The sequence below is a fragment of the Bacillota bacterium genome (genome assembly GCA_013178415.1).
GTDB lineage: Bacteria > Bacillota > SHA-98 > Ch115 > Ch115 > Ch115.
Map to the genome: position 1 here is coordinate 1 of JABLXA010000041.1, position 12,836 is coordinate 12,836.

Consider the following 12,836-nt stretch of genomic DNA (forward strand, 5'->3'; position numbering starts at 1 on the left):
ACCAGCTGTCTGTGGCTTGCGTCATCGCATAACCAGGCCGAACAAGTACTTAAGATCTTCCCCAATGCGGTCCACTTGAAGTCGAGAGAACAAATGATCAAAGACGGTGAGCTCGAGTGCGATTTCATCGATGACATCACCGAGTTGAGCGAGCTGCTGAAGTTCCTCGTAAAGACCATGTTTTGTTTTAACAAGGATCTTAAATGCTTTTCTGACCCCCGGAGAGAATGCCCGTACCTTAAGCAGTACCAAGATGCCAAGCGAGCTTCTATTGTGATAGGAATGCACAGCCACCTCAGCACTCATGCCGTGGAGTATCTCAATAAGGATCTGCTCGTGATCGATGAGAACTTTCTAAGCCATTATCGGCAGGAGATAATCATAACCGAGGAAGATATCTCATTCACGCAGCAGGTGCTTGCCGATATGCCAGAAGATGACCTTGTAAGGAGATTCCTAATTGCTTTGCGTGCAATACAGACTAGGGATGTGTTGCCAAGTGATTCCTTTAAGTTAGAAAAGGGGAGCAAAAGGAGCTTTAACGCGAAACTTGCTGAGTCTATCATGAAAGCGCGCGAACAAGGACTTCATGGCAGGTTGCTGCTGGATGATATCGAATATCTGACGGAGAGTGGCGAGAAGATTCGCCACAAGAATGGGAAACACTGCTATCATAGGACGTCATATCTTCCCAACAAGAAAATCATAGTCCTTGATGCAACAATGAGCAAAGAGATGTTGCAGACAGTTACCGGTAGAAATGTCAAAGAATTTGATCTTTCAGGCTATGACATAGAACAGCATTCCAAGGTTATCCAGGTCGTGGGTGGCAATTATGGGGTCAATTCCATAGTCAAAAATAAAAAGATGGGCAACAAGAATACAATAGACGGCATCCTCAGGAAGATTAAGATACTCGCCGATGGACGTTCTTATTGCATTATATCGCACAAGCAATTTATCGACCAACAGAAACTCGTGCGCAAACTCGGAGAAAATCGTGTAGGCTGGTTCAACAATGTGCGGGGTCTCAACCACTTCAAAGACGCCGAAGTCCTGTTCGTTGTCGGTTTCCCGATGATTCCTTTCGACGAGATCGTAAGGCAGACACGAATCCTATTCAGGCAGGACTGGGACGACGAAGAAGAGGTAGAAAGGATGAGGAAAGATAAAGATCATAAGGTGCATAAGCCCATCAACCTGAAATGTGAAGATGACAAGCTTTATTATGTAAGAACAGTCCCAGCATATAGCTTTTCAAACCCCTATATACAGCTCTTTTTTGATTGTTTTATCAGGGCGGAGTATGAGCAAGCGATAGGCAGGGCGAGGGTGAATGAGCCGCTAAAATCTGGAAAGACTCAGGAAGTATATATCATTTGCGATCAGCCTACCGAATTTGTCAGGATTGACCAGGTGGTCGACGGTAAGGACATCGCTGGAGATCCCCGCAAGATAAGCACCCGGCAGAAGATCTCTGATGCTATTAAGATACTTCAAGAACAGGGCATAAAGATTACCCCGAAGAATCTTAAGTCTGTGTGCGATATAGCTCTCAGAACGATTCAAAGACACTACAAAAGCGTATTGGAGGAACAAACCCGAATGGAACATCGTGTAGAAAATGGATTCGTTTTCTGTCGGATGGATATGACAGGCGATTATGATGGAGTGCCAAAACTTTTTAAGGCTTCTTGAGTATAGCGATGAACATGATTCTGAAGTTCTCTATGCACGAGTTCGATCTATCCCTTGAGATTACTGAGCGAGAAGGTAGACTATACTTAGGAGAATCGCCGTGGATTGAATTGATCTGCTTCTTCCAAGATCTATCCTTCATGAGTAAGGGTGATTAATGTCTATAAGCTATGTTGCCAGTTACTGGGACGCCAAAACCCTTTATAGTAAACTATAAGGGTTTTTGGCGTCCTTGCTTCAAGATCTCGCATGTAACCTTGCTAGTGACCAGGTTTCATTATGCTCACGTTTTTTTGGGTTGCCGAAACTTATCTCACGGCGCATATCAATATGAGATACCCTCATTTATGGGTCTTTGGGGTAGGTTTTTGATCTGTATTGCATGAACATACACTTCTGCATTTGATGTTGCTCCTCATACGTTCGCCTACTCATTAAATTTAGTTGTTGCATGTGAGAAGTAGTACCCTCACGGCAGGACAAGTATGCCAATTCCCCGAAACCATACAATCCAAATTGGAGTGATGCATATGGCAAAAACAGGACCAAAGACAGTTGAGGGCATAGCCGCGGTCACAAGAAACCTTCCTCCGCCACATGCTTCCGGGCCAAGGACACCCCAGGGTAAGTTCATTGTAAGCCTGAACGGGGTTAAACATGGTCTCTATTGTGAGTTTCTGCCTTGCAAGAGGAGCGGATGCTTTTATAAGGAGGTGTGTCCGCTTAGCAGCGAGGATGAAGGTAAACAAATTCTCCAGGAGATCTCCTATGGTTCGCCATGTCCATGGGAAGTGGCTGCATACGAGATGCTTTACCCGGCTTATCTGGAGGACCTAGCACCAAAGGATGAGGTTCGTGAAGCCCTTGTAAGGGAGTTGGTCATTCTTGAAATCAAACTTATGCGCTGCAGTAGGCTATCTGTGATTGAATGTGGCCTGATGCGCCAGGTGCCTGTCAAGGATACTCCATTCTCACGGACCGCTCCTTGCCTTGCGTCTAGGTACAGAAGTTATCTGTGGAGGAGGAAGGTAGACCTGCTGCAGACCTTGCTTACCGGCTGAGGAAAGAATCCGATAGGGATGAATAGGAAGCCAAGGTTGATCCCCTTTAGTCGCGAGAAATAATGAAGCCTTTACCCTGGAGCTGCTTAACGAATTCCTTCTTGAGTTCGCCGCTAAGCCCCATGTCATTTCCCCTCCTTGCATATTATGTGCTTTTGATAGTTATGAACCATCTGGATCTGGCCGTCCGACTTTGGCGAGGAGCCTCCTGAACCCCTTTATTTCATTTGCATTCCATGGCGCACGAATTCGGATTCTCATGGTAGACCACGCTCCTTAAGGCTGGGATACTTGCCGTTGTTGCCGATTATGATATGATCCCCTTTCTTCTCGCCGATTGTGATGGACGGTAGCTCCGATAGACTGAGATCTCCGGCACGTGGGTGTCTCACCACTCATTTCTCCTTTCCAGTTTCGGGACACAAAAAAGAGCCTTTGGCCGGGCTCTTGGTTACATCTCGTAGATTCATACGCGCAACTTACAACTTACAGGGCAAGACGCGTTGTTTCCCTTTGGCCCCATGGACGATGAACTCAGATAGCCATGGATAGCTATGGCCTTCGGGGCTCTTGTAACGATGATTTACTACCTTGAATGGGTACCCTCCGGCAGCAGCCTCTAGAGCTTCCACCACTCCACATAGTGCTTCCTGCTGATGGGCGATGTTTGAGTTGGGAGCGAAGCCAAGATGGTGGACGTAACGGAGGGCCTCATCGAAGTTATGAACGGTCTTCACTCGTTTCACCTCCTCTCAAGGTTGATACATTCATGACCAACTCTATGGCCTCGATTAACTTGGATCCTTCATTTTGAGGCCTTTCCCCCCCTTACATGATTAAGGCCGGGATTTGTGGCTCCCGGCGGGCCAGATCTGTTATGGATACTCAGGTTGCTTCAAGATCACCCAGCTGCAGCCTTTCTCTGGCAGACCATGCAGAGCGGTCTCCCAAACTTGCGCATGGAGAAGTCATATACCGACTGCGTTATCTCAGCCCCGCAGTGGTCGCATAAGGGTAAAGTAGCCCTGTCACTCCTGCCGGATCTGGCGCCTCTCCTGGATGGCTCTGAATCCCCACTCTGCTTGATAGGGGGTGATTCATCATAGTCATCCTCGACCTCACCCATCTCCTCAAGAGAGGTCATGTCCACCCCGGTAAAGTCCCTGAGGGCCCTGGCCTTGGCCCTCGTGGCGGCCATCCTCAGGATATGCGGGGCTATATTCCGGTTCACGTTGTCGGGCGAGGCGTCTCCCACCTCGCGGTGTATGGAACCATCCTCACCCTCGATGATCGCCGAACACACGGCATAATTCCCGTTCTCCGGGGAGGGAATCTGGACTATCTCAGCCTCGAGCCTTCTTATGCCCTTCTCACGGGCAAGCTCAAGCAGACCCCCGTAGAGGATGAAGTCTTTCCCCTGTAGCCTCCTCACAAACCTCTTCCTGAATTCCTCACCGAACTCCATAGCTCTCTCCTCCTCGTTCTGAAGTCATAACCCACATGGACCCCCAGGAAACTTAAAGTCCATCTGTAACCGATGGGCATATACCCGGGTAGATGATGTTTAGGTGCAGGATGTCACCACAGGACGTTATTATCGCCCCCGGCGGGATCTTGACGCACCTTAATCCTCTCCACCATAGCCTTATTGCCGAAGGCGATAAACTCCCCGCATTTCATGCACCGGAATATCTGGCAGTGGTCATCTGTCACCTCCTCGAATAGTTCACTCCCGCAGGATTTACACATTATGACCGTCCCATGGAATCTCACCTTCAACATGATCTTGGCCTCCTCTTATATCTAGGATTTCTCACTCCATCCCTCAGAAACAGAAAGTGCCCGCTCTTGGCGCGCGGACATATCCTATCTCCACAGATATGCTTGATGTATGCCAGGAATTACCTTATAACCCTATATGCATGATAAACTGATGGATTATACTTATGGCTATCGGCTGGTCCTGAATACTCAGATTAGAATGCCAGGCCTCTCTCTCGTATACTGGCGTAGCGATCCTCAGCAAGTATGATATGGTCTATGACCGGTATGTCCAGCAGGTTCCCCGCCTGGATCATGCGCCTGGTGATCTCTATATCCTCCCTGCTCGGCGTGGGGTCACCGCTCGGGTGGTTATGGACGAGTATGATCTGAAGGGCATTGGCCAGTATCGCAGGCTTGAATACCTCCCGCGGGTGCACCAGGCTTGAGTTCAGGTTCCCCACACTCACTATGTTTGCTCCTATGAGCTGATTCTTGGTGTTGAGAAGAAGAACAGAGAAGATCTCCCGGTCTGTGCCGCTGTAATACAGCCGTGCGACTTCTGCTGCTATTGACGCGTTATTGATGCTTACCCCTGTGCTATCATATGGAACGGTCTTTGACTTCACGAGCTTGATGGAATACAGCGAGAATCCTTTCTTCATATCCGATCTCCTTTCCAATTAGAATTAAATGGAGTAGCCCCAGTTGGAACCACTCCACTGCATGTGCTCCTTGTGGTTTTGTATGTGTGTGCTATTGCATTCTCCCGGTGACTCGAAGCCCTACTTTCAGGCCTGCGGTAAACAGCTCGTCTATCGCCCCGAGTAACCCTCCACCTGCGATCTTGAGGCAATCAACCGCGGTCCTCCCGATGGAGTCTACCGCTGCTCTTATCTGAGCCTTCGCCTCCTCCGGGGTTACCGGCTGAGGACCTACTGGCCTCACTTCTTCCCTTGCGTTAAGCGCAGCATTTACCGCGGTAACTACGATCTCAGCCAGCTCTTTCTGGGTGATCATTATGACCTCAGCGTCACCCCTGCCACTCACCTGATTCTGATCTTGACGATTCAGATTGTTCATGCCTTCTACCATCCTTTCTAAATTTTGGTTAATGATTTCATTACCTGACCCCTAAGCCATATATCACCCCCATCTCCGGCTGGAATAATAAATGGGCCCGCATCATGGATGCGGGCCCTACAGGGATTTCATCATGCCATCAATCACTTGCCATTGATCACCTCTTGAAAGCGCCTGCTCCTGGTGCCTGAGCAGCTTGGAGGGACCCTGCGCCAGGTCTTGGGGTCGATATGAGACCTTCGCTTGGGGCAACTCTTACAGGGATCCAGTAACAGGTCGAAGTAGTCTTCTCTTTCTCTTTCGGGGACGATGCGGTTAAGCTCAGGCGATATGCCGATCTCCCAGCCGAACACGAGGTCGCGGAATACCTCACAGTCAGCCTTGCAGCAACTCTCCCTTGCACGCTTGCAATATCTGCAGTATATGACCTTGGCCGAAGGCAGAACCTCCGGCCCGTTCTGATCCACTGAACTCATACGGTTCCATATCTTCTGCATCTCAGCATGGAGCCGTTTAAACCTCTGCTCATTTTCGATTTCTTCACCTGACATAGGACGAATATGGGCATGAGATATCTCTGCCATAGCGCGAATGGTCATAGTTTCATCTCCTTTTGATTTTTAGTTTCATTTAAGACCTTCTTTTGATCATTGAGGGACACGCTCATACATATACCAGAGCTGAACGGTACTCTGCCTGGAGGCTGATTCTCAGCCCTCTCAAGGTAGGGGCTTTAATATGTGAGGGGCGTCCTCTGCGGGACTTACGGGATAGCAAACGCGGGCGAGGGGAAAAGCCGGGCCGGAGGCCTGAGTGCTTCCGGTACGTGGAATCACCTTAGATAATGGTCAGCCTCTGGGCGAGTTTCAGCACGAGAGCTTCGAGCCTCTTTCTTGGTAGCTCCTCTATTTCGACTATATCAAGGTATCTCATCTCACCCTGCCTTTGAGGTGGTAGGAGTGAAGCCCTCTTCCCTTGCTTGAGGATTCTGAACCCATATAATGTCAGGATCCCGTTGAGGCGTATGTTGATAAATGCCTTGAGAGGGCTCTCATACTTTGCCTTGAGAATCTGAAGCCCGGTCACTTTGAGGCCGGGCGCAATCTCATAACCGCCACATTCATCCAGCTGATACCAGCCGCCTTTGAGGGGCGGTAACGGCCGCTCTGCTGGGGCCGCAGCGTCGCGTTTATCCTCTTTCTCGGTATTGAGCGCCTGCGTCATCATGGCCTGCTTTTCCTCCTTCACCTTTGCCTTTGCCTCTAAAACCTGGAATAGCTCATCTCCCTGCAGCAGGGTGAACTCAGCCATATTTGCTACCACCTCAACTCCGTCTTCCCTTATAGCCTTTATCCTTCCATCACGTACGGCCTCGACAACGTAAAGGACTCCATCCTTCAAGACAACGTCGCCTCTGGTGATCTCATAGTCCTCTTGTCTTGCTTCGTCAATATGCATGGCCTGCCATATCTCGGCTGGCATAATCTATTCTCCTTTCGTGGTGGTATCAGTGTTCTGGAGATCATAATTAAGCCCGGGGCCTTCGCTCCGGGCTCTTTGGGAATCTCACTTCAATCTCATGGATCTTATTTGTCCCGATCCTTAGGATCTCTATCACCACTCTCTTACCGGCAGAGGTAATGCATGACCAGTCAGCCTCGCCACGGAAGGTATGCAGATCACACCCTTCCTCCCAGATGGCTTGTTCCTGGAGGCGGGCCGGTATCCCTTTCTTATGAGGGGTTATCCAGATTAACGAATCAACCCTGGCCTTTCTCCCATAGTGGGCCAGGGCTTCGTTTGCGGACCTCACTGCTTCCGTCGCAAGTGGCACTGGATCGCTGTCTTTCATGCGGGCCGGGTGAGCACAGAAATGGCGGGGTGCTACATCACCTTTATCCCTCATCTCCCATGTGCTCCGTCCTTCACCATGGAGAGTTATGTGCCACCTGCAAGTAGCGCACTTCCTCCACTCATGACCAGAGCGGGCTGGCGCGCCAGTGAGCCCTAATCCATAAAGCCATCCCTTCAATGCCGCGCCCTTTATATCTGAGGAGATATCATGGGAACCCACCTGCCATCTGAATTTATCCATCCACTTGGGTTCCAGTGCTTTGGGGGTGAGTTTCTCCTTTACCGGGTCATATGGCGGGGTTATGTAGTACCCTGGAAACACGATCCTATATGCTCCAGTTTCAGGTTCCTTAACCCAGAAAGGAATGCTTATGCCGAACTCCGCATGGGAGATGAATAGTCGCCCCATGCCTGCGGTGTTGTTCCGGCCGGGCAGCCGTCTTGTATCATAGACTGTGAGGACCGGAGTGAATGTAAGCTCACCCTGAGGTGCGCCGTCGCTGCCATTGGCTATGCGGCGAGCTAACATCGTCGAGAAAACCCTGGTCACATTCTGCCTCTCAAAGAAAACGTAGACATCCTTTCCTAATACAGCTCGATCGTTGATTACCACGCTTCTAAAGGTTAAAAGCCCCGAGAACAGAGCAACCATCCCCGATGGATGGTTGTTGCTTGTGGGTCTCGCATCATAGACCCTCACAAGGTCAGTCCTAAAAAGGCTTGTTATGAAAGATTCATCACCCTTCATCATAGACATTTTCGTCTCCTCCCTCTCTTGGAACATTTCTGGTTTGGCTATCCATAGGCTGAGAATGTAAGGATAAACCTAAAGACTGCTATATCTCTGGCCTTTTGCGGTAGCCCGGCCTGAAAGCAAAGCCCGCCTTGCTATGCTTCCACCTCCCTTCTGTCTTGAATTGAGATGGAATATATAAGGTCCTTTGTATGCTTCCCCTGCAGAGGGGTGGGGCTCGGAAAGATTTCGGGAAAGCTTCAGGTGTTTCATGGACCTCCCGAGAAAAATTCCCGGATTTGGGCCTATTAAAGGCTCGTTCAGCTTGGGGGAGTTATGAGGATGGAGCGGGATGAGGCTTCTTAGGATGGGGCAGGATGAATCAACCGCATGTAGAACTGTAGATTTGATGGACTATTTGGAAGCCTCGCAGGGGGAGTCTTCATGCCCTATCGAATCGGTATTGACCCGGGGATCAGGGTCCAGCGGCAGCGGGTGCTCCAGGCTTTAGCCGTAGGGAATCATAGCAGAGAACTACCCCTTCCCTACGAAAAGGGTAGTTCATTTAGCAAGAGGAAAGAGTTGGACGGAACAGAACAATTGGAGTAGAATAATCCAAAGAAAGGTCCACTAGGTAAAGGGGAGGATGTAACGATTAGGTATGGAATCAAGGGAGTCCTTTATGCGATCCATAGTAAGCGAGGTGCGTATTGCACGGATTTTGTTATGTATCGCCTTTACTCCTGCATATATAGTCCTGGCGCCTCCAATGCCTTATGCCCTTCTACCCCTGTTGTTTGTTGCGGGGTTCATCGCTTCTCAGTTTCTTGACCTGAAGCGCCTTTACTATCCATGGCTCAGCTATCTCTCACCGGTTTCAGGCTTCCTCCTGAATGCCTCCGTGATATTTACCACGGGATTTCAGAGGAGCCCCTTTCTGTTCTTCGTGCTAGTGCCTATCGTGACTTATGGGATAGAAAGGCACCCCATTTGGGTCTTTCGTTCGGCAATGATGAATACATCAATCCTGGCATTTCTCAGCCTGCGCGCGCTGATTCAAACAGACTGGTTTGGTTTGGCCTATACGCTGGGAATAACGATGACAAGCCACACTGCGTGCCGTCTTATGAGAAGAACCCAAGGGTTATCGAGATCCTATATTCTCACCATGGAAGATGCTCTTGGCAAGGATCCTCTTACCGGCCTTTACAACCGCAGGGCGCTTGAAGAATACGCTTCAGATCTCTCACATAGACAAATTCCCTTTACACTCATAATGTGCGACCTTGACGGTTTCAAGCGTTACAACGACAGACTTGGTCATCTGGCAGGCGATGAGGCTCTGAAGAAGGTCGGGGTTCTCCTTAGGGAATCGCTGAGGCCCGCTGATGCCGTGTTCAGGTATGGGGGCGATGAATTCGTGATAATTGTGCCAGATGTCAGTGAGTTCATTGTCAATTATATATGCGCCAGAATAAGGAAACGGATCTTGAAGGATGTGCCAGAGGTCGGGATATCTTTTGGAAAGGCATTTTCCCCCAAAGATGGGACTACCGTTCGGAAAGTAATGGAGACCGCTGACCAGAGACTGTACGAAGCAAAGCGAATGTCCCAGCAGAGACGCACCGCATTTAAGAAGGAGGAAGTTTAGTGCACGAAAGAAAACTAGATTGGTTTGAGAAGATTCCCGTAGGGATAATGCAGTTGGGGACAAATCTTGATATCATATTGGCCAATGAGGAAGTAAAAAGGCTGTTGTCGCTTTTCCAAGTTCCTCCGTCAGGGGGAATCCCGGATGAACTCCATTCGCAATTGGAGATCGCCCTAAACAAAGGAGTGATCAGAGAAGGAAGTGTATACTCATTACTGGTAAAGTCTCCTGATGAAAGGTATGTGCGTTTCCTTGTCCAAAAGCTGGAGGATGATGCCTTAATCTTAGCCGCAGAAGATGTGACAGAGTTTGAATGGGCAAAATCCGAGGAACGTACTATGCGCGAGGAGATCGACAGGGCCTTTACCTTCTCCCTCTTAGAGCCCTCAGTTGCTAGGAAGCTATCCTGCACGCCGGAATACCAGGATGAACCAGCAGCCTCTGGGCTAATCAAGATAGTCGGGGTTATTGCAGACGGGACACACAGGCACGTGATAAACATCCTCAAGCTCGCGGCCGATCTGGGGGCGCTTGGTATATTCGATTTCCCCGGCATCTCAAGGGATATATTGACAAAGGCCGCGATATATCACGATCTTTGCAAGACTCAGCCAGTGCTGAATGTCGGGGATATGGTAAATCCCGCGGAAGTCTTTCCTCCGGGCAAGCTCCACGCACGGTTGGGAGCAGATATGGGATACAGTTATTACAAGCTTGGAGACGAGGTGTGCAATATCATAAGATACCATCATCATGAGGAAAATGAACTTCCAAGTGACTTCCCGTCGCATCTGCTCCCTCAACTGAGACTATTTAAGCTGCTGGACGGGCTTTCAGCCGGCATGACCAGGCGCAATGCTTCTGTAAGGGTTGGGTTCGAAGGTGGAAGGGTCTACATATCAGAGAAAAGTCTGCTCCCTAAATACTCTGGGAGTTACGCACTCAATCTTTATGGGGGTGAGAGGATTGAGATTGTAGAGGAAGATTCCCACCTCATATATCGCACGCAGAGGCTAAAGCCAGCTCCGGCTTTCGACTAGTGGACTACCCCTTCCTGTAAGGAAGGGGCTTCCTGCTTCATCGGGAGCCTGCGCCCCCTATTTCTCTTGCTCTTCAAGCATTGCCGGAACTGGTTCCTTGTTGTAGGGGCCGGTCTAATTTGACATTTAAATAGGGGGAAAATCCAATTGAAGATGGCAGCAACCCAAGGCCCGGGGGTACGGTACCCAGGGTTTTTGTTTTGTGGAGGCGGTAGAGGAAGAAGGATGGTAGCTCGTGGCGCAGCATATGGAGTATGAGTGTAGGAAGCATCGGATTGGAGGGTGCATATTGAGAAGGCGAGAAGGCGCCCGTAACAACCTCCTCGCCGGACCAAAAACACCCATGCCTATCGTAATAGCACTCGCTGGTAGCCGGGCTACCTGACGGGTAACCTTCCTTACGGCGGGAAAGCGTAAAATCACGCCGTTCAAGCCACATTGAAAGTGCCCGGCCTTCTGGCCGGGCACAAAAGGGGAAACATCGCTGAGGAAGGGGGCCTTCCTCCCCTTCGGCTCCTTCTACTTCTTGCGCCATCATATGGACGCTATTGGTTCCGCTCTTAAGCCGGAGCTGTTTATGTTAAGAAGCCGAACAATATTTTCACTCCTTACTTTTTTAGGCAGGAAGGTTTAAATCAGTGTCGTAAATATCGTCGTAAACATTATCAAGGAGCGGATTTAATGAACACGGCCCTTTATTCGGTCGCTTAGGGGCGTGGGAGAAAGTAGCGAGACCGGCCGCTTACCATCATTGGTATGATGGCTGCCGGTCTTTATGTTTCTCAGGAGGAATAAACAATATTATAGAGCAGGCGTCACAAAATGGGGTGGGGCGAGAAGCTGAAGCGCTGGTGGTATAATCAACTGATCATGAATCGCGTCAAAGTTATCTCTTATCTCTTAACCATATTATCGGTGTTTGCCATGGTAGGCCTGATAATACAAGAGTGTTGTTCCTTTCAGCTTAAGATGACTCAGCGAATCATTTTTACAGGACAATCCCCATCATAGGAGCAGTGATATTGCTTGGCAGATAAACCCCGCTATTAGTAGGAATAGCCCTAACCTCGTTCTTCGGTTTTGGCGCGGCAGGTAGGTTGTAACAGTATCATTCCCACCCCAAACTCCGATTGCGCATAAGATTGTGTCCAGAACTCCAGTCGCAATGAGGTATCCCCCCCAAGCACCGGAGATTAATCCTACAATGGATACCAGAACATCAAGTTGAAAACCGTGTTTCCTAAGATATATTGCATAGAAGAATATCGTAACCAAGGTGGCACAAGATATAAGAATACGCAGGATTCTAGTCCAGAGGGCACAACCTGGACAATGCCTTTGTATTTCTACCGGTCGGCTTAGCATCTCCTCTGCTCCTCTATAGCATCTCCCGCATGAAGGACATTTGAGGTCTGCATCCATACGCCTATCCTCCCTTGTGGCATTGAGCAACAACATTATGTTAACGCATATGCACCTTCTAGGTTCTAAGTTAGTATCCAATTAAATTTGCCACTTTGCCAGTCATATGTTACAATGTCCTGCTAGAGACCATATTGGCCTGTAGCAGGGAGGATGAGTCTATGATCTATGTGGGTAGGTTGAGCTACAAGCAACGAGATGAGCTTATTAAGTTCTCGCGTCACGCGGTCGGAAGGGAGGCACTTCGTGCTCATATGGTGCTCCTATCTTCAGCGTCGGTACCATAAGACGAATCCTCCATAGCCTGGGATTCCGATGGAGAAGGCCCAAACTCGTTGCTCTGAAGTCTGACCCTATGAAAGATTTCAAGCTTGCGGTCATAGACATATTCCTTAAGGCCTTTGGTTCTGCTTGTACCGTGTTCTTTCAGGACGAATCATACTGCCAGCTGCTACCTAACGTTCGTTCCTGCTGGATGAGACGAGGCCAGCAGAAAGAGATTATTACGCCAGGTACCAATAAGCGAGTAAGTG

General features: G+C 49.3%; 14 protein-coding genes and 1 riboswitch. Of the genes, 6 read left to right on the top strand and 8 right to left on the bottom strand.

What is annotated here, in order from left to right:
- Positions 1 to 75 precede the first annotated feature (75 nt).
- Positions 76 to 1,698: a hypothetical protein gene (locus tag HPY52_16520; protein ID NPV81836.1), complete on the top strand. Its 1,623-nt coding sequence runs from the start codon at positions 76 to 78 to the stop codon at positions 1,696 to 1,698.
- 530 nt (positions 1,699 to 2,228) lie between these two features.
- Positions 2,229 to 2,759, top strand: coding sequence for a hypothetical protein (locus HPY52_16525; GenBank protein ID NPV81837.1), 531 nt, complete (start codon positions 2,229 to 2,231; stop codon positions 2,757 to 2,759).
- Between the two features lie 479 nt (positions 2,760 to 3,238).
- Here HPY52_16525 and HPY52_16530 read toward each other — a convergent pair whose 3' ends face one another.
- The 8 genes from HPY52_16530 to HPY52_16565 form a co-directional block, all read right to left on the bottom strand.
- Entirely contained in the window at positions 3,239 to 3,496 is a 258-nt protein-coding gene (locus HPY52_16530; GenBank protein ID NPV81838.1) for a hypothetical protein, read from the bottom strand.
- A 164-nt stretch (positions 3,497 to 3,660) separates the two neighbouring features.
- Entirely contained in the window at positions 3,661 to 4,224 is a 564-nt protein-coding gene (locus HPY52_16535; protein ID NPV81839.1) for a hypothetical protein, read from the bottom strand.
- A 113-nt stretch (positions 4,225 to 4,337) separates the two neighbouring features.
- On the bottom strand, positions 4,338 to 4,541 hold the full coding sequence (locus tag HPY52_16540; protein NPV81840.1) for a hypothetical protein: 204 nt from the start codon (positions 4,539 to 4,541) through the stop codon (positions 4,338 to 4,340).
- 194 nt (positions 4,542 to 4,735) lie between these two features.
- Positions 4,736 to 5,185, bottom strand: a complete 450-nt coding sequence (locus tag HPY52_16545) for a JAB domain-containing protein (GenBank protein ID NPV81841.1) — start codon at positions 5,183 to 5,185, stop codon at positions 4,736 to 4,738.
- A gap of 91 nt (positions 5,186 to 5,276) precedes the next feature.
- Complete coding sequence (locus HPY52_16550) at positions 5,277 to 5,603, bottom strand: hypothetical protein (GenBank protein ID NPV81842.1); 327 nt, start codon at positions 5,601 to 5,603, stop codon at positions 5,277 to 5,279.
- A 143-nt stretch (positions 5,604 to 5,746) separates the two neighbouring features.
- Positions 5,747 to 6,202, bottom strand: coding sequence for a hypothetical protein (locus HPY52_16555; protein NPV81843.1), 456 nt, complete (start codon positions 6,200 to 6,202; stop codon positions 5,747 to 5,749).
- Positions 6,203 to 6,440: 238 nt separating this feature from the next.
- Positions 6,441 to 7,085 (bottom strand): hypothetical protein, encoded by a 645-nt coding sequence (locus HPY52_16560; GenBank protein ID NPV81844.1) that lies wholly within the window; start codon positions 7,083 to 7,085, stop codon positions 6,441 to 6,443.
- Between the two features lie 46 nt (positions 7,086 to 7,131).
- Positions 7,132 to 8,214, bottom strand: a complete 1,083-nt coding sequence (locus HPY52_16565) for a hypothetical protein (protein ID NPV81845.1) — start codon at positions 8,212 to 8,214, stop codon at positions 7,132 to 7,134.
- A 420-nt stretch (positions 8,215 to 8,634) separates the two neighbouring features.
- Here HPY52_16565 and HPY52_16570 point away from each other — a divergent pair, with 420 nt between their 5' ends.
- The 4 genes from HPY52_16570 to HPY52_16585 form a co-directional block, all read left to right on the top strand.
- The gene (locus HPY52_16570) at positions 8,635 to 8,799 is read left to right on the top strand and encodes a hypothetical protein (protein NPV81846.1); all 165 of its coding nucleotides are present in this window, start codon (positions 8,635 to 8,637) and stop codon (positions 8,797 to 8,799) included.
- 52 nt (positions 8,800 to 8,851) lie between these two features.
- A complete protein-coding gene (locus HPY52_16575) occupies positions 8,852 to 9,841 on the top strand; it encodes a GGDEF domain-containing protein (protein NPV81847.1) in 990 nt (329 codons plus the stop codon).
- Positions 9,841 to 10,881 carry an HD domain-containing protein gene (locus HPY52_16580; GenBank protein NPV81848.1) on the top strand — a complete coding sequence of 347 codons (1,041 nt, stop codon included), beginning with the start codon at positions 9,841 to 9,843 and terminating at the stop codon, positions 10,879 to 10,881. The genes HPY52_16575 and HPY52_16580 overlap by 1 nt, the downstream gene beginning before the upstream one ends.
- A 665-nt stretch (positions 10,882 to 11,546) precedes the next feature.
- A riboswitch (cyclic di-GMP riboswitch) is annotated at positions 11,547 to 11,630 on the top strand.
- 938 nt (positions 11,631 to 12,568) lie between these two features.
- Positions 12,569 to 12,836: IS630 family transposase (locus tag HPY52_16585; protein NPV81849.1), on the top strand; the 268-nt coding region annotated here is incomplete at its 3' end.

Bases quoted from the DNA above. Each gene is read 5' to 3' on its own strand.
- HPY52_16555 (NPV81843.1), bottom strand. From the start codon at position 6,202: ATGACCATTCGCGCTATGGCAGAGATATCTCATGCCCATATTCGTCCT.
- HPY52_16535 (NPV81839.1), bottom strand. From the start codon at position 4,224: ATGGAGTTCGGTGAGGAATTCAGGAAGAGGTTTGTGAGGAGGCTACAG.
- HPY52_16575 (NPV81847.1), top strand. From the start codon at position 8,852: ATGGAATCAAGGGAGTCCTTTATGCGATCCATAGTAAGCGAGGTGCGT.
- HPY52_16540 (NPV81840.1), bottom strand. From the start codon at position 4,541: ATGTTGAAGGTGAGATTCCATGGGACGGTCATAATGTGTAAATCCTGC.
- HPY52_16565 (NPV81845.1), bottom strand. From the start codon at position 8,214: ATGTCTATGATGAAGGGTGATGAATCTTTCATAACAAGCCTTTTTAGG.
- HPY52_16560 (NPV81844.1), bottom strand. From the start codon at position 7,085: ATGCCAGCCGAGATATGGCAGGCCATGCATATTGACGAAGCAAGACAA.
- HPY52_16545 (NPV81841.1), bottom strand. From the start codon at position 5,185: ATGAAGAAAGGATTCTCGCTGTATTCCATCAAGCTCGTGAAGTCAAAG.
- HPY52_16525 (NPV81837.1), top strand. From the start codon at position 2,229: ATGGCAAAAACAGGACCAAAGACAGTTGAGGGCATAGCCGCGGTCACA.
- HPY52_16550 (NPV81842.1), bottom strand. From the start codon at position 5,603: ATGAACAATCTGAATCGTCAAGATCAGAATCAGGTGAGTGGCAGGGGT.
- HPY52_16570 (NPV81846.1), top strand. From the start codon at position 8,635: ATGCCCTATCGAATCGGTATTGACCCGGGGATCAGGGTCCAGCGGCAG.